Source organism: Arthrobacter sp. D5-1, from assembly GCF_017357425.1.
Classification (GTDB): domain Bacteria; phylum Actinomycetota; class Actinomycetes; order Actinomycetales; family Micrococcaceae; genus Arthrobacter.
The window spans coordinates 569944-595623 of sequence record NZ_CP014571.1 but is presented as its reverse complement, the minus strand read 5'-3'; the positions used below and the strand labels follow the sequence as shown (position 1 = coordinate 595623).

The 25680-nt window shown below is 63.3% G+C and carries 25 protein-coding genes; 19 read left to right on the top strand and 6 right to left on the bottom strand.

Translation table 11 applies throughout. The features are described 5' to 3' along the window. Positions 1 to 81: 81 nt before the first annotated feature. The 8 genes from AYX22_RS02930 to AYX22_RS02895 all read left to right on the top strand — a co-directional run bounded on the left by AYX22_RS02930 (position 82) and on the right by AYX22_RS02895 (position 10260). Positions 82 to 708, top strand: a complete 627-nt coding sequence (locus AYX22_RS02930) for a cyclodeaminase/cyclohydrolase family protein (RefSeq protein ID WP_207596050.1) — start codon at positions 82 to 84, stop codon at positions 706 to 708. Further along, a complete protein-coding gene (locus AYX22_RS02925) occupies positions 705 to 1589 on the top strand; it encodes a tetrahydrofolate dehydrogenase/cyclohydrolase catalytic domain-containing protein (protein ID WP_207596049.1) in 885 nt (294 codons plus the stop codon). The genes AYX22_RS02930 and AYX22_RS02925 overlap by 4 nt, the downstream gene beginning before the upstream one ends. Positions 1590 to 1599: 10 nt before the next feature. Next, on the top strand, positions 1600 to 3918 hold the full coding sequence (locus AYX22_RS02920; RefSeq protein WP_207596048.1) for an FdhF/YdeP family oxidoreductase: 2319 nt from the start codon (positions 1600 to 1602) through the stop codon (positions 3916 to 3918). Between the two features lie 198 nt (positions 3919 to 4116). Further along, complete coding sequence (fdhA, locus tag AYX22_RS02915; RefSeq protein WP_207596047.1) at positions 4117 to 5334, top strand: formaldehyde dehydrogenase, glutathione-independent; 1218 nt, start codon at positions 4117 to 4119, stop codon at positions 5332 to 5334. 120 nt (positions 5335 to 5454) lie between these two features. Then, positions 5455 to 6690, top strand: a complete 1236-nt coding sequence (locus tag AYX22_RS02910; RefSeq protein ID WP_207596046.1) for a molybdopterin molybdotransferase MoeA — start codon at positions 5455 to 5457, stop codon at positions 6688 to 6690. Positions 6691 to 6818: 128 nt separating this feature from the next. After that, entirely contained in the window at positions 6819 to 7625 is an 807-nt protein-coding gene (locus AYX22_RS02905) for an IclR family transcriptional regulator (protein WP_207596045.1), read from the top strand. A 383-nt stretch (positions 7626 to 8008) separates the two neighbouring features. Next, on the top strand, positions 8009 to 10039 hold the full coding sequence (locus AYX22_RS02900) for a BCCT family transporter (protein ID WP_242703500.1): 2031 nt from the start codon (positions 8009 to 8011) through the stop codon (positions 10037 to 10039). 44 nt (positions 10040 to 10083) lie between these two features. After that, the gene (locus AYX22_RS02895; RefSeq protein ID WP_207596043.1) at positions 10084 to 10260 is read left to right on the top strand and encodes a hypothetical protein; all 177 of its coding nucleotides are present in this window, start codon (positions 10084 to 10086) and stop codon (positions 10258 to 10260) included. A gap of 83 nt (positions 10261 to 10343) precedes the next feature. Here the strand turns inward: AYX22_RS02895 and AYX22_RS02890 are convergent, their stop codons facing one another. Together AYX22_RS02890 and AYX22_RS02885 are read right to left on the bottom strand one after the other, a co-directional pair. Beyond that, on the bottom strand, positions 10344 to 11030 hold the full coding sequence (locus AYX22_RS02890; RefSeq protein ID WP_207596042.1) for a fasciclin domain-containing protein: 687 nt from the start codon (positions 11028 to 11030) through the stop codon (positions 10344 to 10346). Positions 11031 to 11133: 103 nt separating this feature from the next. Continuing rightward, entirely contained in the window at positions 11134 to 12564 is a 1431-nt protein-coding gene (locus tag AYX22_RS02885) for an acyltransferase (RefSeq protein WP_207596041.1), read from the bottom strand. 111 nt (positions 12565 to 12675) lie between these two features. On the opposite strand from AYX22_RS02885, the gene AYX22_RS02880 reads away from it, so the two are divergent. Genes AYX22_RS02880 through AYX22_RS02870 form a run of 3 tightly spaced genes read left to right on the top strand, consistent with a single transcriptional unit; the run spans position 12676 to position 15172 of the window. Continuing rightward, positions 12676 to 13917, top strand: coding sequence for a sensor histidine kinase (locus tag AYX22_RS02880; RefSeq protein ID WP_207596040.1), 1242 nt, complete (start codon positions 12676 to 12678; stop codon positions 13915 to 13917). Next, the gene (locus tag AYX22_RS02875) at positions 13905 to 14543 is read left to right on the top strand and encodes a response regulator transcription factor (RefSeq protein ID WP_207596039.1); all 639 of its coding nucleotides are present in this window, start codon (positions 13905 to 13907) and stop codon (positions 14541 to 14543) included. The genes AYX22_RS02880 and AYX22_RS02875 overlap by 13 nt, the downstream gene beginning before the upstream one ends. A gap of 56 nt (positions 14544 to 14599) precedes the next feature. Then, positions 14600 to 15172 carry a GNAT family N-acetyltransferase gene (locus tag AYX22_RS02870; RefSeq protein ID WP_207596038.1) on the top strand — a complete coding sequence of 191 codons (573 nt, stop codon included), beginning with the start codon at positions 14600 to 14602 and terminating at the stop codon, positions 15170 to 15172. Here AYX22_RS02870 and AYX22_RS02865 read toward each other — a convergent pair. Continuing rightward, the gene (locus AYX22_RS02865) at positions 15165 to 15926 is read right to left on the bottom strand and encodes an IclR family transcriptional regulator (protein WP_207596037.1); all 762 of its coding nucleotides are present in this window, start codon (positions 15924 to 15926) and stop codon (positions 15165 to 15167) included. The genes AYX22_RS02870 and AYX22_RS02865 overlap by 8 nt on opposite strands. Before the next feature lie 176 nt (positions 15927 to 16102). Between AYX22_RS02865 and AYX22_RS02860 the strand changes: the two genes are divergently transcribed. Genes AYX22_RS02860 through AYX22_RS02850 form a run of 3 tightly spaced genes read left to right on the top strand, consistent with a single transcriptional unit; the run spans position 16103 to position 18737 of the window. Beyond that, positions 16103 to 16819 (top strand): CoA transferase subunit A, encoded by a 717-nt coding sequence (locus AYX22_RS02860; RefSeq protein WP_207596036.1) that lies wholly within the window; start codon positions 16103 to 16105, stop codon positions 16817 to 16819. Positions 16820 to 16839: 20 nt separating this feature from the next. Continuing rightward, on the top strand, positions 16840 to 17526 hold the full coding sequence (locus AYX22_RS02855; RefSeq protein WP_207596035.1) for a CoA transferase subunit B: 687 nt from the start codon (positions 16840 to 16842) through the stop codon (positions 17524 to 17526). Continuing rightward, the gene (locus AYX22_RS02850; protein ID WP_207596034.1) at positions 17523 to 18737 is read left to right on the top strand and encodes an acetyl-CoA acetyltransferase; all 1215 of its coding nucleotides are present in this window, start codon (positions 17523 to 17525) and stop codon (positions 18735 to 18737) included. Before AYX22_RS02855 ends, AYX22_RS02850 begins: the two co-directional genes overlap by 4 nt. On the opposite strand, the gene AYX22_RS02845 is transcribed toward AYX22_RS02850, so the two are convergent. Both AYX22_RS02845 and AYX22_RS02840 read right to left on the bottom strand, forming a co-directional pair. After that, on the bottom strand, positions 18738 to 19478 hold the full coding sequence (locus AYX22_RS02845) for an ankyrin repeat domain-containing protein (RefSeq protein WP_242703499.1): 741 nt from the start codon (positions 19476 to 19478) through the stop codon (positions 18738 to 18740). A 10-nt stretch (positions 19479 to 19488) separates the two neighbouring features. Beyond that, positions 19489 to 20073: a heme-binding protein gene (locus tag AYX22_RS02840; protein WP_207596033.1), complete on the bottom strand. Its 585-nt coding sequence runs from the start codon at positions 20071 to 20073 to the stop codon at positions 19489 to 19491. A gap of 179 nt (positions 20074 to 20252) precedes the next feature. On the opposite strand from AYX22_RS02840, the gene AYX22_RS02835 reads away from it, so the two are divergent. From AYX22_RS02835 to AYX22_RS02815, 5 genes are read left to right on the top strand one after another with little or no spacing between them, the layout of a single operon-like run. After that, positions 20253 to 21446: a sensor histidine kinase gene (locus AYX22_RS02835; protein ID WP_207596032.1), complete on the top strand. Its 1194-nt coding sequence runs from the start codon at positions 20253 to 20255 to the stop codon at positions 21444 to 21446. Next, positions 21443 to 22069, top strand: a complete 627-nt coding sequence (locus tag AYX22_RS02830; RefSeq protein ID WP_207596031.1) for a response regulator transcription factor — start codon at positions 21443 to 21445, stop codon at positions 22067 to 22069. Before AYX22_RS02835 ends, AYX22_RS02830 begins: the two co-directional genes overlap by 4 nt. Before the next feature lie 26 nt (positions 22070 to 22095). Continuing rightward, positions 22096 to 22662, top strand: coding sequence for a DUF308 domain-containing protein (locus tag AYX22_RS02825; RefSeq protein ID WP_207596030.1), 567 nt, complete (start codon positions 22096 to 22098; stop codon positions 22660 to 22662). A 60-nt stretch (positions 22663 to 22722) separates the two neighbouring features. Next, a complete protein-coding gene (locus tag AYX22_RS02820; protein WP_089597124.1) occupies positions 22723 to 23529 on the top strand; it encodes an exodeoxyribonuclease III in 807 nt (268 codons plus the stop codon). 31 nt (positions 23530 to 23560) lie between these two features. After that, positions 23561 to 24517 (top strand): hypothetical protein, encoded by a 957-nt coding sequence (locus tag AYX22_RS02815; RefSeq protein WP_207596029.1) that lies wholly within the window; start codon positions 23561 to 23563, stop codon positions 24515 to 24517. A 9-nt stretch (positions 24518 to 24526) separates the two neighbouring features. On the opposite strand, the gene AYX22_RS02810 is transcribed toward AYX22_RS02815, so the two are convergent. Continuing rightward, entirely contained in the window at positions 24527 to 25579 is a 1053-nt protein-coding gene (locus AYX22_RS02810) for a LacI family DNA-binding transcriptional regulator (protein WP_207596028.1), read from the bottom strand. Positions 25580 to 25680 lie beyond the last annotated feature (101 nt).

The following is a 25680-nucleotide window of genomic DNA, read 5'->3' as shown; positions in this document are numbered from 1 at the left end:
CGGGAGGGTCCGGGCCGCAGCTTTTGCCCCTCAGCCTTCTCCCCCAGTTCAGCCTCTCCCCCAGTTCAGCCAGGACGGCACATGATCAGCTCAGAAACCATCAATGACTACCTTTCCCGGCTCGCCTCACGTCAGCCGACCCCCGGTGGCGGCGCAGCTGCGGCCCTGCATGCGGCACAGGGTGCTGCCTTGGTGGCCATGGTGGCCAGATACACCACAGGACCAAAATATGAGCAGCACGCGGCACTCGTCGCCAGGATCACCAGCGCAGCCGACCACTTGATCATTGAGGCATTGCGTCTGGCGGACGCCGACGAACACGCGTTCCAGTCCGTCATCGATTCCTACAAGCTGCCCTCCGACACCGAGCAGCTCAAGGCAACAAAGGCCGACGCCATCCGGGACGCCCTGGTCCAGGCCGCCCACACACCGGCCCAGCTCATCAAGGTTTCCGGTGAGGTGGTGGACCTCGCCACCGAACTTTTCGACGTGGCCAACCCCAGCGTCATCAGCGACGTCGCAGCGGCAGCAGATGCAGCCCGCGCTGCCGCCACCACTGCCCGGGTCAACATTGACATCAACGTGGTGGCCATCAAAGACACCGCAGCCCGCACACGTTTAGCGGACCAGACGGATGGCCTTGAAGACAAAGTTGTCCTGGCCGCCGACTCCCTGGTCAAGCGTGTGCGCGAAAGGATCCTCTCATGACCACTGCAGTTCTTTCCGGCAAGGGACTCGCTTCCCTGATCCGGCAGCAAGCCCAGGACGAGGCCCGCAGCCTGGGCTCCGATGGAATGCGGCCCACCCTCGCTGTTGTGGTGGCTACGGAGGACGAGTCAACGCTCTGGTACGTCCGTTCGATCGAGCGTTCAGCAGAACGCGCAGGAATTGGATGCAGGATTGTTGATCTTGGCCACGACGCCAGCGAACAAGCATTGGCCAATGTCCTGGCCGACCTCAGCGCGGAGCCGACCGTCCACGGCATCATCCTCCAAACTCCCCTGCCTGCCGCCGTTCGGGCAGACCGGTTGGTGGGGCTCATCTCCCCGGAGAAGGACATCGACGGCGCCAATCCCCTCAGCCTCGGCCGCCTGGCTGTTGGCCAACCGGCATTCGCGCCGGCTACCGCGCGGGCGGTGGTGGAACTGCTGGACCACTTCGAGATCCCGGTTGCGGGCCGGAACGTCACCGTCGTCGGACGTTCCGCCGTGGTGGGCAAGCCGCTGTCCCTGCTCCTGTTGGAGCGGGACGCGACCGTCACCATCTGCCATTCCAAGTCGGGACCGCTGGAACGCCATACCCGGCCCGCCGACGTCGTGGTTGTTGCCGCCGGGCGCACCGGGCTGCTGAAGGGCAGTGATGTCTCACCGGAGGCGGTAGTGATCGACGTCGGAACAAACGTCCTGCCCGACGGTTCGCTGGTGGGAGACGTCGACGAAGCCAGTGTCACCGGAGTCGCCGCCGGCCTGAGTCCGGTTCCGGGCGGTGTGGGGTCGGTGACCACAGCACTGTTGCTGCTTCACACAGCGGAAGCCGCCCGGCAGCAGTCCCCCGCCGCGCTGCTGACTGCTTCCAGTTCCCGGATCTGAAGGGTTTCCCATGCATTCCAAAGCTCCACGCGAGAACATTGATGAGTCGAAGCTGACCGTTAGCAAACCCAAGACCAAGGCCGTGGGCATCCCGGCTGTTGCCAATGCCTTAAAGATTTCGCTGGAACAGATGGGGCCGCTCCGCAGCGTCCAGACCCTGCTGGCAGTGAACCAGTTGGACGGGTTCGACTGCATGGGTTGCGCCTGGCCTGAGCATGAGAAGCGCAATGCGGCAGAATTCTGCGAGAACGGTGCCAAGGCCGTAGCCGAGGAAGCCACCCGCCGCCGCGTCACGCCGGAGTTCTTCGCTCAGCATTCCGTTGCCGAGCTCAAGACCCGGGATGATTTCTGGTTGGGCCAGCAAGGCCGGATTACCCATCCGATGTTCCTCGATGAAGGCGCAACGCATTACAAACCCATCGGCTGGGATGCAGCGTATGACCTCATGGCCGAGGAGCTTCGGGGGATGGACCACCCCGATCAGGCGGTGTTTTACACCTCCGGCCGCACGTCCAATGAAGCAGCATTCGTGTACCAGTTGCTGGTTCGCGGCATTGGTACGAACAATCTCCCGGACTGTTCCAACATGTGCCACGAGTCCTCCGGCTCAGCGCTGGTGGAAACCATCGGCATTGGCAAGGGCTCTGTCAGCCTGACGGACCTGGAAACGGCGTCACTGATTTTTGTTGCAGGCCAGAACCCCGGCACCAACCACCCGCGTATGCTCAGTGCCCTGGAAAAGGCAAAGAAGAACGGCGCGGTCATCGTGTCCGTCAACCCCCTTCCCGAGGCCGGGCTCCTGCACTTCGAGAACCCGCAACATGTGGCCGGCATGATTCAAGGGACCCAGCTGACGGATGACTTCCTGCAGATCCGCGCCGGCGGGGACCAGGCCCTTTTCCAAGGTCTTGGCAAATATCTGGTGGAAGCCGAAGCCGCCGGACGGAACACCCCGGGACTGCAAACGGTGCTGGACCACAACTTCATTGAGAACCACACGGTGGGCCTCAACGACTACCTGCGTTTCCTGGAAAAGGTGGAGTGGGATGACATTGTGGAGGCATCGGGCCTGACTCTGGAGCAGATCCAGGCAACCGGAGAGCGGATGCTCGCATCCAACGCCACCATTGTGTGCTGGGCCATGGGACTGACCCAGCACAAGCATTCCGTTCCTACCCTCCGCGATGTGGTCAACGTCCTGCTGCTCCAGGGCAACATCGGAAAGCCCGGCGCAGGCGTCTGCCCGGTGCGCGGCCACTCCAACGTCCAAGGTGACCGAACCATGGGCATCTTCGAAAAAATGCCGGAGACGTTCCACGACCGGCTGGACCAGGAATTCGGGTTCCGCTCTCCACGGGAGCACGGCTTTGACACCGTGGCAGCCATCCGGGCAATGCGCGACGGGAAAGTCCGTTTCTTCATGGGAATGGGCGGCAACTTCGTCCGGGCCGCCCCCGACTCGGAGGTTACCGAGCTGGCCTTGGCCAACACCCGGTTGAGTGTCCAGATCTCCACGAAACTGAACCACTCCCACCTGTCCACCGGACGCCGGGCATTGATCCTGCCCACCCTGGGACGCACCGAGAAAGATACCCAGCGCACAGGCGATCAACGGGTCACCGTGGAAGATTCCATGAGCGCCGTTCACGCATCACGGGGACGCCTCAAGCCCGCCAGTGACCACCTCCACTCCGAAGTGGCGATCGTCTGCAACCTTGCGGACAGGCTGTTCACAGACGGCCACCAACGCCTGCCCAACACACCGCAGGCCTCATGGCTGGCCATGCGGGACGACTACACCCTGATCCGGAAGCACATCGAAGCCGTGTTTGACGGTTTTGAGGACTTCGAGGCGCGGATCCAGCATCCTGGCGGCTTTGTGCTCCCCCACCCGCCACGCGATGCCAGGAAGTTCGACACCGCGTCCGGGAAGGCGCACTTCACAGGCAACGAACTGGAGTTCATTAAGGTCCCTCCCGGCCGGTTGGTCCTTCAAACCCTGCGCTCCCACGACCAGTACAACACCACCATTTACGGCAAGGACGACCGCTACCGCGGCATCCACGGTGGCCGTCGGGTGGTGTTGATCAACGCGGAGGACATCACCGAACTGGGATTTGCCGACGGGGACATGGTCCACTTGATCTCCGAATTCCAAGGAACGGACCGCCGGGCCGAGAACTTCCGTCTCGTGGCCTATTCGACGCCCAAGGGGTGCGCCGCCGCCTACTACCCGGAAACCAACGTCCTGGTGCCCCTCGATTCCGTAGCGGATACCAGTGGGACACCCACATCGAAGTCCGTGATCATCAGGCTGGAGAAAGCCTAGACAACGCTGTACAGCATGAGCTGTGTCACATAGGATGACTGATATATCTATAGACGTTCATCTGAATATCAGCTGTCCGGTTGTCCGTGAATGGTGCTTCGGTGGCCTGAAACCTGGGGAGGTATTTCTTCACCGAAGCACCACTTTCGGACCATTGGGCAGCATATTCCAGCACTAGCCAAAGAACAGGGAGTGACCATGTCAGGAAACAGAGCAGTCGCCTACAAGGAACCCGGTGTCGTGGAGATCATCGACACTGACTACCCAACGTTTGAGCTTAAAGACGGGCCGGGCGTCAACCCCGCAAACGTGGGGCGGAAAGTGCCACACGGCGCGATCCTCCGCACCGTGACCACCAACATCTGCGGTTCGGACCAGCACATGGTCCGTGGCCGCACCACAGCTCCACAGGACCTGGTGCTCGGCCACGAAATCACCGGCGAAGTGGTGGAGGTGGGACCAGACGTCGAGTTCATCAAGGTGGGTGACATCGTCTCGGTGCCGTTCAATATCTCCTGCGGCCGCTGCCGGAACTGCAAGGAGCAGAAGACCGGGATCTGCCTCAACGTCAACCCCGACCGCCCCGGCAGCGCCTACGGCTACGTGGACATGGGAGGCTGGGTGGGCGGCCAGGCAGAGTTTGTGCTGGTTCCCTACGCTGACTGGAACCTGCTGCGCTTCCCGGACCGCGATCAGGCGCTTGAGAAGATCATGGACTTGACCATGCTCTCCGACATCTTCCCCACGGGTTTCCATGGCGCCGTCACCGCCGGCGTCGGCGTGGGTTCCACGGTGTATGTCGCAGGTGCCGGGCCCGTGGGCCTTGCTGCCGCCGTCGGCGCCCAACTGCTGGGCGCCGCCGTCGTGATAGTGGGCGATATGAACGAAGACCGACTGGCGCAGGCGCGCTCCTTCGGCTGTGAAACCGTCAATGTGTCCAATGGCGACCCCAAGGAACAGATCGCGCAGATCCTCGGTGTTCCCGAGGTGGACTGTGGCGTGGATGCTGTGGGCTTCGAAGCCCGCGGTCACGGCAAGGACGCCTCCCACGAGGCCCCCGCCACCGTGCTGAACTCCCTCATGGACATCACGGCCGCCGGCGGATCCCTGGGCATCCCCGGGCTCTATGTCACCGGCGACCCGGGCGGAATCGACGAAGCCGCGAAGCACGGCTCCCTCTCGCTGTCCCTTGGTACCGGCTGGGCCAAGTCCTTGTCCTTCACCACTGGACAATGCCCGGTCATGAAGTACAACCGTCAATTGATGATGGCCATCCTGCATGACAAGGTCCAGATCGCCAAGGCAGTCAACGCCCAGGCGATCCCGCTCGAGGACGCTCCCCGCGGCTACGCTGAATTCGACGCCGGAGCGGCAACAAAGTTCGTCCTGAACCCCAACGGTTACGTGAAGGCCTAATACACCACGGGCTCAGGACGCACCACGGGCACCGGGGACTGCGCGGCATCAGTACGGGAAGGCCGGGCAGTCCCCGGTATCTGCGTTAAAACAACAGCACCACCTCAGGAAGCGAAGATCATGCTGACTCAAGACGTCGCCGCCGGCACTTCCCTTTCCCGCCGGCACGCACCCACCTGGGCCGAAGCCCGCCATGTGGCCTACCACTGCGGCGGCCCGCTCCCTGCCGTGAGCGCCACCCTCCGTGAAGCTATCGGACGAACCCTGACCAGCGCAGTCACCGCACAACGGAATCTGCCCCACTACGCATCGTCAGCAATGGACGGCTGGGCCATCAACGGCAGCGGTCCATGGACCCTTACCTTGCCAGGGCGGCAACTCGACGCCGGAGAAGCCAGCGTCATTGCCACCGGCGGGCTCGTACCCACCGGCGCCACAGCAGTCCTGCGCAAGGAAAGCGGCCACGTCTCCGGGGACGGATCCGGCATCCAACGCCTCACACTGACTCCTGACGCGCCACCGGAAGAGGCACGTCCCGGCCGGCACATCCGTCCAGCCGGAGAAGAAGCCTTACGCGGCGACGTCCTGATTCCCGCCGGCACACTCCTCAACCCTGCGCACATCGCCCTGGCCGCCGTCGCGGGCCACGATGACCTCCAGGTACAGCGCAAGCCGAGGGTCGCCGTCGTACTGACCGGTTCGGAAGTCGTGACCTCGGGCGAGCCGGCACCGGGACAGGTCCGCGACGCGTTCGGACCGCAACTGGATGCCGTCATCCTGCAGTTGGGCGCGGAGCCCGCCGGCCAGCTCAGGATTGGCGATTCGTATGAGGAATGGCTGGCAGCGTTGGGAAATGCTCCTGAGGGCTTACCGCCGGACGTAACCATCACCACCGGCGGGACAGGCAAATCCGGGACGGACCATTTCCGCGATGCCCTTGCTGCGCTCGGCGGCAGGCTCCTCCTGGACGGCATTGCCATGAGACCCGGTCACCCTGCCGTGTTGGCTGAACTTCCCGATGGCCGATTCGTCATCGGCCTCCCCGGGAATCCGCTGGCCGCCATGATGGCGCTCATGACCCTCGGCGAACCCCTGCTGGCCGCACTGGGAAACCGGAGCCTTCGGGCAGCCCGCCGGGTGACGTCCGGGGCGGACATCGATCCCTGCCCAGGGCGGACGCGGCTGATGCCGTGCACTTTTATCCACGACCTCGCATTCCCCACTTCCCGCACGGGTCCGGGGATGATGCGTGGGCTTGCCTGGGCCGACGGCTATATGGCTGTTCCCCCCGAAGGGGTGGCAGCCGGCGCGCCTGTTTCCGTCCTGCCGCTGCCGTGGACGGCTCCCAATGCGTAGATGACGCGGGTCCCAAGAAGTGAAAGGGTCCGTGCAAAACTCCGTCTAGGATGAGGAAAGACGAGCGTGCAGGCCGGACAGCGCTACCAGCCCAGGTCCGGCCTGCCTGGACAACGACACGAGGCATCATGGCCGCACGCAGCAACCCGGAGATCGACAAGGACGCAGACGCCCAAGGCGGCGGCGTCCAATCTGTGGACCGTGCGCTCCAGATCCTGGAAATCCTGGCCCGTGAAGGCGATGCCGGAGTCAGTGAAATCGCGGAAGAAATGGGCATCCACAAATCCACCGTGTCCAGGCTGGTGGGCTCCTTGGTGAACCGGGACATCGTCCGGCAGAACAGTGAACGCGGCAAGTATCAGCTGGGCTTTGGGATCCTCCGCCTGGCATCTTCCATTCCCGGCAGGCTGAGCGTGGTGCATGAAGCACGGGAAGTCCTGGAAGCACTGGCGGCCGAGTACAAGGAGACCGTCAACCTGGCCGTCCTGCGATCGAACTATGCCGTCAACGTGGATCAGGCAATGGGACCCTCAACCCTGGCCACCTACGACTGGGTGGGCAGCCTGACGCCGTTGCACGCCACGTCCAGTGGCAAGGTTCTTCTTGCCGCGCTGACCGCCGACGAACGCAACCAGATCCTCAAGGCCGTGGGCCTGCCCGCGCGTACGCCGCGGACTGTAACGAACCGCGGGGAGCTCGAAAAGCAACTGCTGGACGTGGCCCGCAACGGGTACGCCACAGTCCACGAAGAGTTTGAAATTGGCCTTACCGCCATCGCAGTGCCCATCTTCAACCACGCGGGAAGCGTTATTGCCGCCGTCAGTATTTCCGGACCAGCATTCCGTTTTTCGCCGGAGGACCAGCCAGGGCTTATTGAGGGCCTTCGGGAAGCCGGACTGACTATCAGCACCCGGATGGGCTACAGGCAGCGCTAGCTCTAGCCACACACTGCGGACGCGCTATTCGCAACGCACCCCATGATACGCAACGCTTTACTTCTAGCCAATTGATATATCAATCTGCTGTTAAAGAGCGTGGATCCCTTGACTTTGGATGTGACGGAGCGCACTCTGTTGCATAGCGCGGATGTTGTTGATTCCTGCGGAACACGGCTTGGAGCAGTCAACCGCCACCGTCCCACGAACCAGAAGAGGTGCATCATCCCTATCGCCTGCCCGATCCGTGACCGCGCACCCGGGGAGGCGCCACGGCCCGCCATGACCATCGGATCGGAGGAAGACCCAACCTTCCCACCGACCCATTCACCAAGGCCTCGTAGAAATGCAGGCTCATGACACGCCGAGCAAAGGACCCGCTCATGGCTACAAACAGTGACACAAAACCGCTGACGCCCGAGGAACTACCAGCCGACGATCACGTTGCAGGTACCCCGGGCGCAGCCAGCCCAACCAACCCAGCCCACGCGGAGAACCCTGAAGCAGTCATCAGGGTCTCCCCCGACGACACCAACTTGGCAGCCCTCAACGCTGAGGACGGAGGCGCAGACCCCCTCTCCGATTCTGTAGAACACGAACAGATCATGGAAGAGCTGCGCCACGCCAAGACCGAGCAGGCCGTATCGGCCCGCCGGAACCGCAAACTTACCCTCGACAAAGTCACCTTCGGGATCACGGGCGCCATCGCCGTCGCCTTCGTGGTCTGGGGCTTTGTTGGACGGGACAGCCTCTCCGATACCTCCAAGGGCGCCCTGAACTGGGTCATGGAGTACACCGGCTGGCTCTTCATGGTCCTCGCCTCACTGTTCGTCGTTTTCGTCCTGTGGCTTGCCCTCGGCAAGTTCGGCAACATCCCCCTGGGCAAAGACGGCGAAAAGCCCGAGTTCCGAACCATCTCCTGGGTGGCCATGATGTTTGCCGCCGGCATGGGCATCGGCCTCATGTTCTACGGTGTTGCCGAACCGCTGTACCACTACATCTCACCGCCACCCGGGACCGTGGACGGTCGCACACCCGCGGCCATTCAGACCGCCATGGCTACCTCGATCTTCCACTGGACCCTGCACCCGTGGGCCATGTACGCAGTAGTCGGCATCGCCATGGCGTACGGCACCTACCGCTTGGGCCGCAAGCAGCTGGTCTCCGCTGCCTTCACCTCACTGTTCGGCATCCGAATGGTGGAAGGTCCGCTGGGCAAGTTCATCAACATCCTGGCCATCTTCGCCACGCTCTTCGGAACTGCTGCCTCGCTGGGCCTCGGAGCCCTCCAGATCGGCAGCGGCATGACGTCCAACGGCTGGCTGGGTGAAATCGGTACCCCGGTGCTGGTGGTCATTGTTGCGATCCTGACGTTCTGCTTCGTGGCATCAGCTGTTTCAGGCATCAGCCGCGGCATCCAGTGGCTGTCCAACATCAACATGGTCCTGGCCGTTGTTCTGGCCCTGATCGTGTTCGTAGCAGGCCCCACCTTGTTCATCCTCAACCTGATCCCCTCAGCCGTGGGTGACTACGCCCGGGACTTGGCTGAAATGTCCTCGCGTACCGAAGCCGTGGGAGACGACTCCCTGCGTAGCTGGATGACCAGTTGGACCATCTTCTACTGGGCATGGTGGATCTCCTGGACGCCCTTCGTGGGAATGTTCATCGCCCGCATCAGCCGTGGCCGCACCATCCGCCAGTTCGTCACCGGTGTCCTGCTGGTGCCGAGCGTCGTGAGTGTCATCTGGTTCGGCATCTTCGGCGGCGCCGCCTTCCACGTGCAGCAGGAAGCGGACAAGGCCGGCACCCCCGGGCTTGTGACCATGGTGGACGGCGCGCCTTCCATCAATTTCGATGGCGCCCTCTTTGACCTCGTCAAGAACCTGGGCATGCCCGGCTGGCTGACCGCAGCCGTCATTGTCCTGGCCATGGTCCTGGTGGCGATCTTCTTCGTCACTGGTGCCGACGCAGCGTCCATCGTGATGGGATCCCTCAGCTCCAATGGTGCTGAGCACCCGCGTCGAGGAGTGGTGATCTTCTGGGGAAGCCTCACCGGCGCAGTGGCAGCGGTCATGCTGCTTGCCGGCGGCGATAAACCATCGGAAGCGTTGTCCGGCCTGCAGAGAGTGACCATTGTGGCTGCCCTGCCATTTGTGATCGTCATGCTGCTGCTCTGTTTCGCCCTGGTCAAGGACCTTCGCCGCGATCCCCTGCAATTGCACAAGCGCCTGGCCACCTCAGTGGTGGAACGAGCCATCAGGACGGGCGTAGAGCAACATGGCGGTGTTCAGTTTGACCTCGTCACCAGGCACGATTGCGCTGAAAAATGCACGGAGTCCGACTGCTCGGGAGGAACACCCACGGGAACCATCCCCCTGGTTGGCAAGCCACCCCAGGACTCCAACACCAAGTAATCCAGCCTTGGCCAATCCCCTTCACACATCAGAGAGGCTGATCCATGCCCAAGACATCTGAAAAAGGAACGATTCGTTTCAGCAAGCAAACCAGCGATGACGTCACCCTCACCCTGGACGCTTCCCAACCCATGACCGTCCGGATTGAGGTGGACAGTTGCCCCTGCGGATCGGAACACACCAGGGCCGGCTCCTACGTCGACAGTGACTTCGGCCGCTGATCGGAGACACCCCGCACCACAGCAAAGCAGGCGCCGGATTCCGGCGCCTGCTTTTTTGTTGACTGCTGGTTGGCAGCTAAGGCCTATTTGGGCATCAGCACCGAGTCGATCAGGTAAACCGTGGCGTTGGCGGTCTGGACGCCACCGCAGATCACGTTGGACGCTCCGTCAACCGTGAGGGCATCCTTGGTGCCGGCAACCGTTACTTCGCCACCCTGGACAGTCTTGTGGGTGCCGACGATCTGGTCCGGGGTCAGCTGACCGGGGACTACGTGGTAGGTGAGAATTTTGCTCAGCAGGGCATCGTCCGTCTTGAGCGTCTCGATTGTTGCAGGGTCGATCTTGGCGAAGGCATCGTCAACCGGTGCGAACACCGTGAATTCGCTGCCGTTCAGGGTGGAAACCAGGTCAACCTTAGGGTTGAGCTTGCCCGAGACCGCGGCGGTCAGGGTCTTGAGCAGCGGGTTGTTCGATGCTGCTACGGCTACCGGGTCCTTGGCCATGCCCGTTACCGAACCGGCACCGTCCGGAACCTGTGCGGCGTAACCGGCGCAGCCGGGGCCCACAAGGTTAGCGGCCGGATCCATGGCGGCGCTGCTCATGGCGGAGGCCGACGGCGAAGCAGACGGCATGGCTGAGGACGTCTCCGGAGCGGCAGATGCCGAGGAAGGCGAAGTGGAGGTGCTGGAACCACCACAGGCAGTGAGACCGAGAAGGGCGGCTGCAGTGAGGCCAACGAAGGCGAGGGCGGGGCGCTTTGTGGACAACATGTCATTCTCCTTGTTTTTGGAACCAGGGCGTTGGGTCCATTGGGTGGTGGGACACTGGCTGCTGATGCTGCTTTTGCTTCACCGGCGGTTTGTGTCTCACCAGCTATTCGGAGGGTGGGACGGGGTGGATGGGTGCGGATTGAAAAAGTTTTTTAAACCAGCCCGCCACACCGCGTCCGCCCTGTTCCGTGTTTGTCCCGCCGGGGCGGGTCATCTGTGGTCTCTGCAGATCCAGGTGGCCCCAAAGCGCGCAGAGGAAAAGAACCACGCTGATGATGGCCGTGCTGGGAGTGATGCCGTCAACGAGGAGAACCACCACTCCCTCCACGCCGCTCACGGCACTCAGCACGGTCCTCGGATGGGTGAAAGAAGCTCGGCTCGAGGCGTTCACCCGTTCAAGACGCCCCAGCCACCTCACAACCGGCAAGAGCGCACACGCAACAGCCACAAGCCATAAGGGCCGGCTCAGCCACCACTCCGCACTGCCGGGAGCAGGCAGGTGCATCTGTATCACCAGCAGCAGACCCGCAATCGACACCATCACCGGCATGTGCCAGAGATAGATGGTCATCGCCTTGGACCCCACCAGCGCCACGAAGGACATGGCGCTGGACTTTTCGGCCCACACCCTGATGCGCCTCTGAGCCAGGGACAAGAGCATGAGTTGTGCGACTGCCAGCAGGGCAAGGGCCCCTGTTGGTGGGTTCAGGTTGCTGAACATGTCCCCTGAGTACCAACCAGAAGCGAAGAGGTACATCATCAGCATCAGCGCCAGCCCCGAGGTCCACTTCCGCACCGCAGCGGATAGCCGGCCCACCGACCCATCGGCAAGCCAGAAGCCCAGTTGCTGGATGAAGAGCCACACAAAGGCAAGGTTGGCGTACCCGAGGGCAGGAAGTTCCAGGCTCAAACGCCCCGCATCTACCGCGGCGATAGCCAACCCCAACCCCAACAGCGTACTGAGACGCGCCTTCCCGTGGGCGAGTGCCAGCAGGGGAACAAGCGCTGAACATCCGAGGTAGACGGCCAGGAACCACAAAGGCTGGCTAATCCGGTACCCGGCCGTTTCAACAATCCCTGAAGGTACCCCTGCCAACGTCAGAACCACCAGGCCCACTCCTACCGATGCCACCAGCACCACTGCGGGGACGAGGAGCCGGACCACCCGAAGCCGGATATAGTCGCCGGCAGTGCCACCCCGAAGCTGGATGCGACGCCATTGCGAGATTGAACTGAACCCGCCCGCAATGAAAAACAGCGGCATGACCTGAACCGCCCAGGACAAAGAGGCGAACCAAGGATTTCCGTCCAAGGCATTCTCGAAAACGGGCCCTTGGGGACCTATGCTCACTCCAACCATCAGGGCGTGAAGTGCAACTACCACCAGAAGGCAGAAGCTTCGGATGACATCCACGCTCACATCCCGCGCCGACTTATCCGCTGGGCCACGCGGGTCCCTGTTGTTCGAAAACCCGACGGTTCCCAGGGCCGTTTCCGCCGGTAAAACTGCTGGTGCAGTTGCGTTGCTTTTCATGTCTTCGACGCTACGGAGCGGCGAACCCGATCACGATGGTGTGGGCCACCCACTTAAAGGTAGAGCTGGCTATACCGACAGGACTCCAGCCGCTGCGGCAGACTTGGGGTCATGATCAAACCCCGTTTTCGGCGATGGCTGCGTGCCTACGGTTATCTTGTTGGCGAGCTGTTCACCAGCATCATTTCCATGGGCATGTTCATGGTTTCTGCGCTCCTCATTCCGCTGTTCCTCTTCAGTGGAGGATGGCTCGTTGCGCCCAGGGCGGTAGCCGGCTTGCGCTGGTGGGCGGCATTGGCCCGCCGTCGAACATTCAGCTACACAGCTGCGCCCGTAACCGAAAGCTACGCTCCCATTCCCAACAACCCGTCGTTCGAAGAGCGCCTCCGCTTGGTCTTTTCCCGCAGCACTGGCCGGGACTTGTTATGGTTGGTGGCTCATGGGCTGGGAATGCCGATCGTGGCGCTCTTGTGTATCGGATTCCCTTTTGGCGCCTTGAACTCGCTGCTCATTCCCACCTACTGGTACCTCCTTCCTGTGGATCAACCAGTGGTTAGCCTCTATCCAGTAACGTCGTGGGGCGGTGCTTGGTGGATGCTGTTGATCGGAGCCGGGTACGCAGTAATCTCCTGGTGGTTGATTCCGGGAGCCGCCGCTGGGCTTGCCTGGGTGCAGGGGAAGATGCTGTCTCTTCCTGCGAGCTCGTACCTGGCCGAGCGGGTGACGGCGTTGACTGCCAGCCGTGCCGCTGCGTTGGATGCGCATTCAGCAGAGCTCAAAAGGATTGAGCGCGATTTGCATGACGGCGCGCAAAATCGCTTGGTGGGCGTGGTCATGATGCTGGGGCTGGCGGAGCGAACTCTTGAAAAGAGTCCCGACGACGCACTCCCCCACGTCCGTAGGGCCCAGCAAGCGGCCACCGAGGCTCTGGCGGGGTTACGGACGGCGGTTCACGATATTCACCCGCCGATCCTGGAGGAACTTGGCCTTGAAGGCGCGCTCTCTGCGTTGACGGGACGTTCAGCGATCCCTTGCAATTTGATGGTCTCGGATCTGCACCGAGTACCGGCTGCACTGGAATCTGCCAGCTACTTCATCGTTGCCGAAGCCTTGACCAACGCCAATAAGTACAGTTCCGCCACCCGAATGTCCGTGGTGGTCAAACGGGACCCCTCTGCCGATCGCCTCCTGATTTCGGTGGAGGACAACGGCCATGGCGGAGCCGTGGAACGTCCGGGTGGCGGGCTCGCAGGAATTCGACGCCGGGCGGCTGCTTTTGAGGGCGTCCTGGATTTTCAGAGCCCGGCCAACGGACCAACAACGGTAAAGGTGGAGCTGCCGTGCGGGTTGTGATTGCCGAGGATGACGCGCTCCTCCGGGAAGGCTTGTCACTTCTCCTCAAGAGCGAAGGCTTCGATGTGATCGCTGCCGTGGACAACGCAGTCGACTTCCTGGCTGTCCTGGACGATGCAGACGCCGCCGTTCTGGATGTGCGGATGCCTCCCACATTCACCAATGAAGGCCTTGTGGCAGCACGTGAAGCTCGACGCCGCAGGCCCGGTTTTCCGGTGTTGGTCCTTTCCGCGTATGTGGAGGACCGCTATGCCGGTGACCTGTTGTCCGAGGGTGCGGCCGGACTCGGTTACCTGTTGAAGGAGCGGGTGGGCAAGGTTGCCGAGTTCACCGACACCCTTCGGCGGGTTGCCGGCGGCGCAACCGTCATGGACCCTGAAGTGATCTCCCAGCTGATGAGCCGCCGCGGTGCCGGTGATCCGGTGGGCACCCTGACCCCAAGGGAACGCGAAGTCCTTGGCCTCATGGCAGAAGGACTGGACAACGTCTCCATTGGAGCCCGCCTGGTGGTCACCGAAACTGCTGTGAGCAAGCACATCGGCAATATCTTCCAAAAACTGCAATTGTCCGCCATGGACCGAGGGCATCGGAGAGTGTTGGCAGTGCTCGCTTACCTCCGAAGCTGAGCTCGTGAAAGTTCAAAGCCGTTGCCTGCATCCAGCCCCGATGACAGGATGTCCGCATGGCTATCGAGGTTCGCCCCGCGACGGTGTTCGATGACGTGAAGACCTTGGTGGGGCCGAGGAGTCCCGACTCCAACGTGTGCTGGTGCCTGAGCTACAGGATCCCGTCGAAACTGAACCAGGAACTCCAAAAACAGGAGCGTGGAAATTACGTCAAGAAGCTGGTCTCAGAGGACCCGCCTCCCGGTGTTTTGGCGTACGACGGCGACGAAGTAGTCGGGTGGGCAGCGGTCCACCCGCGTGCGGACACCAGTTTCGCGAAGAACCGGAAGATCCCCCATGTTGACGACGCCGAGGTGTGGTCGGTGTGGTGCATCCGGGTGCGGCCGGGGCATCGCGGCAAGGGCATTTCCCATGAACTCCTGCGAGGGGCCATCGACTTCGCAAAGAGCCACGGCGCTCCCGTGCTTGAGGGTTATCCCGTGGACAACAAGGGCGGCAAGGTGGATCTGACCATGGCGTATGTTGGTACCCGCAGGCTCTTCGAGAAGGCCGGCTTCAAGAAGGTCGCCGAAACCACCTCGGTGCTGAACGGCTTCCCCAGGGTCCTGATGCGCCTGGATCTCAACTAGCGCCCTGCAACCTTGCCGTCATCCGGTGCGCTTCCTCCAACAGCAGCCTGCCCAGGAACTCCTGGCGGTCCGGACGGAACCTGGGCTCAATCCCGGTCAGGGAGAGAGCCCACGCCGGCCGGCCCTGCTGGTCGAACACCGCGGCTCCCATTCCCCAACTGCCTTCAAGGATCAGGCCCGGATTGACGGAGTAGCCAGCCAGCCGTGTATTTTCCAGGTTGTCCCGCACCACCTCCGCGGGGTGCCCCGCGGCAAAGTCGCCGGCATGCGAACCCCAGTCCTTCAGCAGTGATTCCTGCTCGTCCGGGGGCAGGAAGGCCATGATCGCGGTCCCCGCAGAAGCCACCCCCAGCGGGAAGCGCACCCCTTCGTGCAGGACAAACGACCTCACGGGAAATGAGCCCTCTTCGCGCAGGACACAGATGGTCTCGTTCCCCCGGCGGATGGAGAAGAACGCGCTCTCTCCCGTTTCCGCTGCCAGTCTGCGCAGCGACGGGCGGGCAATGTCTTCCATGGGAAAACGGGCCGCAGCAACGGAGCCCAGCAGGAAGATTTCCGGCCCCAGCACCCACTTGCCGGCGTCGTGCTCCAGCAAACCTTCGGCAGCCAACGAGGTCAGCAGCCGGTGCACTGTTGGCCGCGTCAACCCGGATTCGCGCACCAGGCCAGCAAGGGACATACCTTCCGGCTTGCGGCCCACCAGCCGCAGCAACTGCGCCACCCGGCCGACAACCTGCGCTCCTTGTACCGCCACAGCACCCTCCTGAAGATTTCATCCATAATATGGACACCCTTGAGCCTAGCGTCCACACCATGAGTAGCCAACACCGCGCTCCGTTGCATGCATCCCTCAAGGAACCTAGGCTCAGTCTTAAGTGAACGAAGTCCACAAAGTGGACGCACCATCTAAAGCTCGACGAGGAGTTCGGAATGTCCACCATGTACGCGAGCGCAGCCCAAGCGCTGCAGAACCTGATGGCAGACGGCCTGACCATCGCCGTCGGGGGCTTCGGCCTGAGCGGAATCCCCGCAGACCTGATCGATGCCGTCCGGGAATCGGGTGCCAAGGACCTCACCATCGTTTCCAACAACATGGGGGTGGATGGCAAGGGTCTAGGCGTCCTGATCGAGGCCGGCCAGGTCCGGAAGGTCATAGCTTCCTATGTGGGCGAGAACAAACTTTTCGCCGAGCAGTACCTTGCGGGGAAACTCGAGGTCGAATTCACGCCGCAAGGCACCCTGGCTGAACGCCTCCGCGCCGGCGGCGCCGGCATCCCCGCCTTCTACACGCGCACCGGTGTGGGAACTTTGGTTGCCGAAGGCAAGCCCCTGGAAGAGTTCGACGGCGTCACGTACGTCCGCGAGCGCGCCATCACCGCCGACGTCGCGCTGGTTCACGCCCACACGGCCGACACGGACGGCAACCTGATCTACCGCTACACCGCCCGCAACTTCAACCCTGTGGTGGCTACTGCCGGGAAAGTCACCATCGCCGAGGCCGAAGTCATTGTGCAGCCGGGCGGGCTGGACCCCAACCACATTGTGACCCCCGGCGTTTACGTGCAAGGGCTGGTCCTGGCCACCGCACGGGTTAAGGACATCGAACAGCGCACGGTCCGGCAGCGTGCCGAAGCCCTCACGGTTTAGAAGCAAAAGGAGCATTCACCATGGCATGGACACGTGACCAGATGGCCGCCATCGCGGCCGAAGAACTGAACGACGGCGACTACGTCAACCTCGGCATCGGCATCCCCACGCTGGTGGCCAACAACCTGCCCGACGGCGTGCGGGTGGTCCTCCAGAGCGAGAATGGCCTGCTCGGCATGGGCCCGTTCCCGTATGAGGGCGAGGAAGACGCCGACCTTATTAACGCAGGCAAGCAGACCGTCACCATCACCCCCGGCGGCAGCATCTTCGACTCCGCTACTTCGTTCGGCATGATTCGCGGCGGTCACGTGAAGGTGGCCATCCTGGGTGCCATGCAGGTCTCCGGGTCCGGCGACCTCGCCAACTGGACCATCCCCGGCAAGATGGTCAAGGGCATGGGCGGTGCCATGGACCTGGTGGCCGGAACACCGCGTGTGGTGGTACTCACGGAGCACAATGCCAAGGACGGCACGGCCAAGATCGTCCGCGAATGTACTTTGCCGCTGACGGGCCTCCGGTGCGTTGACCGGATCATCACGGACCTCGCCGTTTTTGACATCGAAGAAACGCACGACGGCGGCACCCGCCTTCTGCTGACCCGCCTCGCCCCGGGCGTCACGGTGGAGGAGCTCCGCAGCAAGACGGACGCAGAGTTCACGGAAGCGCTCACCTCTGAAGAACAGACGCTTGAAGGAGCCAACGCATGAGCCTGAAAGACCAGTTCGGCAAAGACATCCTGCTCACTGGATGGGGACACAGCAAGTTCGGCAAGCTCACGGATGACACCTTGGAGTCGCTGATCGTCCAGGTGGCCGGCGAAGCCATTCGGAATTCGGGACTCGACCCCAAGGACATTGACGAGATCTACCTCGGCCAGTTCAACTCCGGCATGCAGCCTTTGGGCTTCACGTCGTCCCTGGCCCTCCAGCTTTCAGCGGACTTGGCCAACGTTCCGGCTACCCGCACTGAGAACGCGTGCGCTTCCGGATCGGCTGCCTTCCAGCAGGGCGTCAAGGCTGTCCTCGCCGGAACCGCGCGCAACGTCCTGGTGATCGGCGCAGAGAAGATGACCGACGCCGGAGCGGATGTGGTGGGGGCAGCCCTCCTGGGCGCTTCGTACGAGATGGCGGGCAAGGCGTCCTCCACAGGATTCACGGGCCTGTTCGCGGAGGTGGCCAAGCATTACGGGAAGCGCTACGGTTCCGGCATCGACGCCGAGAAGTACCCCGGCGGCCTCGGCGATGTCCTGGGTTCCATTGCCGCCAAGAATCACCGGAACGGCATGGACAACCCGTACGCCCAGATGCATCGCGACTTCGGCGAGGAATTCTGCCGGACCATTTCCGAGAAGAACCCCATGGTGGCCGAGCCTTTGCGCCGCACGGACTGTTCGCCGGTCTCGGACGGTGCCGCCGCCGTCGTGCTGTCAACGTCGGCGACCGGCGGCGCTACGGCACCTGTGCGCCTTGCCGGGTTTGGTCACGCGAACGACTTCTTCCCCGCGGAGAAGCGGGATCCCACCGAGTTTGCCGCCACCAGGGCTTCGTGGGAGCGTGCGCTGGGCATGGCTGGTGTGGGCCTTGAGGGCCTGGACTTCGCCGAGGTGCACGACTGCTTCACCATCGCCGAGCTCATCATGTACGAGGCCATGGGGCTCACACCTCGCGGCGAAGGGGCGCGCGCTGTCCAGGAGGGTTGGGTATACAAGGACGGGAAGCTGCCCGTCAACGTCTCCGGCGGGCTCAAGGCCAAGGGACACCCCGTGGGCGCCACGGGCGTGTCGCAGCATGTCATCGCGGCCATGCAACTCACGGGCACTGCGGGGGTCATGCAACTTCCGAACGCACGGCGCGGTGCCGTGCAGAACATGGGCGGCGTCGGCATCGCCAACTACGTGAGCGTGCTGGAAGCCGTGTAGTTACCGGTTCCGGATCAGCGTCGCGATCTCCGTAAACCCGAGCCGCTCTGCGTTCTGCAGGGCGGTTCGGCCTTGGGGGTCGCGGATATTTGGGTTGGCACCGGCTGCAAGAAGTTGCCGGACCACGTCCTGCTGGTTCGGTCCCCCGTTGTTGAGCAGGATGGCTTCCTGCATGGCAGTCCAGCCCAGGTTGTTGATGTGGTCTACGGGCACACCTGCTGCGATCAGAATCCGGACAGTTTCCGTGTGCCCGTGCTCGCTCGCAGGGATCAGCGCCGTGCCGCCGTATCTGTTGGTGCTGCGAACATCCGCGCCCGCGGTCAAGGTCAGCTGCAGGACCTCGTTGAAACCCTCCGCACCCGCGTAGAGGAAGGCGGAGTCCTGGATATCGTCCTTGGCATTGACGTTTCCGCCGGCCGCGATGAGTTCACGAACCCTCGCAGCGTCATTGGCTTTCGCGGCGAGGATCAGGAGTCGGTCGGTTTCCCTCTGGGCCTCGGGTGACAGTCGGGGAGGCACAGCAGCCGACGACGCCGGGCCGGGACTTGGGGTCGACGCTGCGGTCGAGTGGGGGGCTGCGGGAGTCGGGACCGGACCGCCGGACGGTAAGGCCGCCGTCGTGCCCGGACTGGCTGTGACGGACGGCGGGGGCGACGGCGCGCAGCCAGCCATGAGCCCGGCGACCAGTACGCTTGCACCGATCACCGAACCGGCCAGGCCGCGCGCCTTCATGGAACTCATACCGTCGAGGCTACTTTGCTGCCGCGGCCAAGGCTTCAGCACCGGCCGTGGCGCAGGCTTCGTCGAGTGCGCCGTCGGGTGCTCCGCCGACTCCGATGCCGGCCACCGACACGCCGTTGACCTTGAGCGGGACGCCGCCGGCCAGGAACAGGGTGCCGGGGAGGTCGGCGATGGACGGGCCGTTGCCGTTGATGCGCTTGGCGAGCTCGCTGGTGGGAGCACCGAAGGCTGCGGCCGTGTAGGCCTTCTGCTTGGCGGCTTCGATGGTGTGCTCGGCGGCGTTGTCACCGCGAAGGAGTGCCTGGACGGTGCCGAAACGGTCAACCAGGGCCACGGTGACGAACGGCAGTTTGTCTGCCTGGCACTTGGCGAGCGCGGCGTTGACGGCGGCGCTCGAAGCACCCACGGAGATACGGTTCTGGGCTACGACGTTCTCCGGTGCCGGCTGTACTTCTGCGGCAACTTTCACGGGGGCGGCCTGTGCGGCAGCCGGCGCAGCTGCGGGTGACACTGCGTTGGCCACGGCAGTCACACCACCGGTGAGCAGCAGCGCTCCGGCAGCGGCGGCGGCGATCATCTTACGGGACTTCTTCACGGGGTTCTCCTAGTGGTGAGCGTCGGGTGCAGTGGTTCGTATCGGGTACATCTCCATGCTTCCGCGGACGTCCTCAACGCCACATCGCCCGGTCGCCGTTCCCGGGCTCAGCCTTTCCGTCATCGGTATCAGCCAAAAGGTGGAGAGACCAATGCCCGCGCGGGATCTAGCATGGGAAGATGCCAACTGCCCCTCCACAGCCGGCGCCGAGCATTCGCTTCGATGGCCGGATCGATGCTGTGGTGCATCTGGGCTTCGCCGTCCTGATGGTCGCTTCAGCGGTCCGCTACGTCATGCGGCACTCCCCCGCCGACAACCTCTGGACAGTGGCGTTGGCTGGAACCGTCTGTGTCCTTTACACGGTCACAGCAGTGCTGGCCCGGCGACGGGAACGTGGCCGGCGGCAACCCGGCCAGCCTCGCCGGCTATGGATTCCGTGGATGATCGTCCTGGTGGCGGCGTGGGCGGCGCTCGTCATCGCCGCCCCCAGCTTCGCGTGGTGTTCCTTCGCTATCTTTTTCCTTACCCGGACCGCTTTCCGCGGGTGGGCGGCCTATGTGGCGGGGGGCGCGACGGCGGCCGCCACCGCCGTCGGACTCTTCCGGATGAGCGATTGGACAGACATCGCGATGCTGCTGGGTCCGCTCGCCGCGGGCGCCCTGCTCACGTTGATTTACGACAAGATTGAGCGCGACCAGGAACGGCTTGCCGCCGGCGAGAGGCAAGCCGGAGTCGCCGCCGAGCGCGAGCGTGTTTCCCGGGAAATCCACGACACCGTCACCCAGGGCCTGGCCAGCAGCCTTCTCCTCCTCGAAGCAGCCCAACGCTCCTGGCCCGCTCCTGCTTCGAACCAGGATGTGCGCAAAGCTGCGGATCTGTTGCGACGCAACCTCGCCGATACCCGCAGCCTGGTACACGAACTCTCCGCGCCCGGCCTGGAATCCGGGCCCCTCCCCGAGGCCCTGGAGCACGCAGCACGGCAATATGTGGAGACCATCCGCGTCCAAGTCACCGGAGATCCGCGGCCTCTCCCTTCCGAGGTGCGGCACGCCCTGCTGCGCGTCACCCAGAGCGCAGTGGCCAACATCAAACTTCATGCCCGCGCGAACCACGCCAGCGTGACCCTTGGGTACCTTCCGTCTGCGGTCACATTGGACGTGTACGACGACGGCCGCGGCTTTGATCCCGGAACGGTACCTCCGCCGTCGGAAGCCGGAGGATACGGGCTTCGGGCCATGCGGCAACGCGTGGAACAGTTGGGCGGAGAATTGTCTGTGGAGAGCACGCCGGACGAGGGCACCATCATCGCGGCGCAGCTGCCGGTCGGGCCGCCCGCACAACCCACTAATGGCTCAAAGGAGGAGGCCCTGTGACCCGCATTTCCGTGCTTCTCGTGGACGACCACACCGTAGTCCGGAGCGGACTCACGGCGCTGTTGGGCACCCAAGCCGATATCGCCGTCGTCGGGGAAGCCGCCTCCGGTGAGGAAGCGCTGGAAGCGGCGCAGCAGCATGCCCCGGACGTCGTCCTCATGGACCTGGCCATGGGTGCCGGGATGGACGGCATCGAAGCCATCAAACAGCTCCGCCAGCGAACCCCCAAGCAGGCGATCATTGTGTTCACCACCTACGACTCGGACGCAGACATCGTCCGTGCCGTAGACGCCGGCGCCATGGGTTATCTGCTCAAGGATGCTGCCCCGGAGGAGATCTTCGCGGCGGTTCGAGGAGCTGTGCAGGGAAAGAGTGTGATGAGCGCTCCGGTGGCCTCCCGGCTGTTCCAACAACTGCGGAACCCGGACGAAATCCTCACCCCGCGCGAGGCCGAACTGCTCAGCCTGCTGACCGAAGGCCTCAGCAACCGTGACCTTGGAAAACGTCTCTTCATCTCGGAGGCAACAGTCAAGACCCACCTCGCCCACATCTACGCCAAACTGGGCGTCGAGACGCGGGCAGCGGCCATCGCCACAGCTATCCGCCGCGAGGGGATGCGGTAGGAGACGCGGTTGGCTACTCTGGCCCTATGTCGGACGCAGCGGATCGCAAAATGTTCAAAACCCCGGGAACGGCTTTGATCGTCCGGGGAGTCCTCGCCATTGTTTTTGGCCTGTTGATTATTGCTTTGCCCAGCGCTACGGCGTTCGTGGTGATTGTCATGTTCGGGGTCTTCGCGATCATTGACGGCATCACCAGCGTGGCGCATTACTTCTACGACCCCGCAGGCCGGTCCCGCTGGACCATAGTGGGCGGCCTGATCTCCATTGCTGCCGGCATCCTGGCCATTGCCTGGCCGGGAATTACGGCCGCCGCAGTGGGCGTCCTCATCGGGCTGTGGGCCCTGGTGTTGGGTCTCTCGCAAATCGTCCTGTCCCTGGCCGCCAGGAATTTCGTCCGCAACTGGGGAATCTGGTTCCTGACCGGCCTCATCACCACCGTTTTCGGCATCTTTGTGCTGGTGAATCCGGGCTTGGGCTTCCTGAGCCTGGTGTGGATGTTGGCAGGGTTCGCGATGGTGATGGGCCTGCTGCTCATCGCCTCCGGCATCGGGCTGCGCAAACTGGCCAACACGGAGCCGCTGTATGGCCACTAAGGTCGCGGTAAAAAGCCGTCAGGGGATGCGCTCAGCGCCAAGTTCGGTAAGTTAGTGGCTGTGAAGATAGCTACCTGGAATGTGAACTCCCTCCGCGCCCGTGCAGACCGCGTTGAAGCCTGGCTTGAGCGAAGCGACTGCGATGTCCTGGCCATTCAGGAGACCAAGTGCAAGGACGAAAACTTCCCGTGGGAGCTCTTCGAGCGTATGGGCTACGAGGTTGCCCACTTCGGTGTGAACCAGTGGAACGGTGTTGCCATCGCCTCCCGCGTGGGGCTGGAAGATGTTGAACGCACGTTCCTGGACCAGCCTGCGTTCGGCAAGGCCGGCAAAGATCCCGCGCAGGAAGCCCGCGCCATCGCCGCTACCTGCGGCGGCATCCGCATCTGGAGCCTCTACGTCCCCAACGGCCGTTCCCTGGACGACGAACACATGCCGTACAAGATCAAATGGCTGGATGTCCTTCAGGGCCATGCCGCTGAATGGGTCAAGTCCGATCCCACTGCGCAGATCGCCCTCATGGGTGACTGGAACATTGCCCCGTTCGACGACGACGTGTGGGACATCGAACTGTTCCGCACCAACAACTACACCCACGTCTCCGAACCAGAGCGCGCCGCCTTCCACGCGTTCGAAGCCGCAGGATTTACCGACGTCGTCCGTCCCTACACTCCGGGCCCCGGCGTGTACACCTACTGGGACTACACGCAGCTGCGCTTCCCCAAGAAGGAAGGCATGCGGATCGACTTCTGCCTCGCATCCCCGGCACTGGCTTCGCGGGTCACCGGCGCCTCCATTGACCGCGAGGAACGCAAGGGCAAGGGCGCTTCGGACCACGCTCCCGTGATCGTGGAGCTCGCAAACTGAGTACACATCACTAACGAAAGGGGCAGCTGATATGACTGGAAACCTGTATCGGGGCCAGGCAGGGCTGCCCTTCTCTTCATCGCTGCGCATTTACGAGCCCCTCGAAGCGTTCCCGCCCGAACAGCAGCGCCAGCTCGTGGCGAAGGGCAGCAAGAGTGGTTCCCGGGCCGCCGTCGAAAATGCGGAGCTGCAAGCCTCGCTGGGCCGCATCACACGTTCCGGCGGCGACCCGTTCCCCACCGGCAGCACCGACCTGGTGCGCATGACGCGGGTTCCCACCGGACGTCACGCGGCAACGCCGGACGAAGCTGGAACAGACCAAGCAGCCGCGGCGGACGGAGCTGCCGCGTCCCACCACAGTGCGGCATCGGCCCAGGAAGGGCACGACGCCGGACGGTTGCTTTACTGCCCCAGCCAACTGGTGATTCGGGCTGGCTTGGCAGCCAACGCGCTCATGGACGGTGTGCACAGTCCCTTGGCCGACCTCCTCATTCCCGTCTCGCAACGTGACAAGCACCAGGTCAGAATCGATCGAATCAATGCCGGGGAAGATGCAAAGCGCGTCCATACCCGGGCCTCAACGTGGGGTATCCCGTTCAGCTGGTTCTCGCTCTTCGCCGAGTCGGACCGCAAGGACGTAGTGGAGGCTGAAGGGCGCATTCTCACCGTCCGGGTGTGGACTCCCCTCACGGAGGCCCTGGACCGTGCACGCTTCGCCGTGGCCCACTTGGCTTTGGCTGCGCCGGACCTGGACATGTTGGATGACCTGACGCAGCTCACCGAATGGCTGGAACTCTTTCATATCCAGTCCATGGTGGAGCTGGACTACGGCGCAGTGGCAGACAAGGTGTATCCGGACGAGTCCCCCATGGACGTGCGGTTGGGCATCGAATGCCTCGCCGAGGGCGACATGACCGGTGCGGCCGCTGCATACCGGAGGCTCGCCTCGCGCTGGATCCCCATCCGGCAGCTGGCGCGGGCCTCCTAGCCGGCGGCTTTATGCGCCGGGTGGGGCGGTTGTCTCGCGCACGATCAGCTCGTGGGGAGCCACTTCCGAATGCACGGCTTCCGGGTTGCCGTCCAACTCGTCCAGCAGCATTTTCGTGGCGAGTTCGGCCTGGTTGTCGGGGCGCTGGCCCACTGTAGTCAGGCCAATGGAGGCCGAGAAATCGTGATCATCAATGCCGATCACTGAGAGGTCTTGAGGCACCCTGACGCCGTGGCGGCCGGCCTCAAAAATGACGCCCATCGCCATCTCGTCCGACGAACAGAAAATAGCTGTCGGTTTGCGTCCGGGCTGGTTCCATAGCCGGTTGAAGGCCTGCTGGCCGCTGGCAACGGTGAAATCGCCCCATTGGTCCCATTCGGGCCGGACCTCCAGTCCGGCGTCGGTCATGACTTCCTGGAAGGCGCGGATACGCACGCGGGGTACGTCGAAGTTCAGGTCCGTTTCGTCGTCGCCGTGGAGCAGGGCGATGTCCTTGTGGCCCAGGTCCAGGAGGTGCCGCACTGCGGTGGACGCGGCGTCGTAATCGTTGATGCCGATGTACGCACAATCCTCAACGTGCCCGCCCACCACAACCAGCGGGATATCGATCTTGTGGAGGTGTTCCAGCTCTTCCGCGGTCAAGGACATGCACAGCACCAACAGGGCGTCGATTTGTTTGTAGACCATGGTGGAACTGAAGAGCCGCTCACGGTTGCTCCCGTGGCCCCCCAGGTTGAACAGCGAGAGATTGTACTTGCGGGAATGCAGCTCACGGTCCGCACCCTCGATGGCCTTTGAGAAGAACCAACGGCTCACGAAAGGGGCCAGCACACCGATGGTGCGCGTACGGCCGGTGGCCAGGCCTGACGCTGACGACGACGCCACATACCCGAGTGAACTGGCTACTTCGAGGATTCTTTCGCGAGTGGCCGGAGAAACCCGAGGTAACCCCCGCACGGCCCGTGAGACGGTGGCCGTCGAGACTCCGGCAGCTGCAGCGACGTCCTCAATACTGACGCCGGTATGGCCACCGCGTTGGGATCTACCCGTTGTTTTTGACACAGGCTCCCCTCTCCGGCCGCCGTTGCTCCGCCTATACCTTAAGTGTCTGTTTGTGGTTTGAAGCCCTCGGTTACGCAGCCGCGTAATGCGCTGCGTAACCG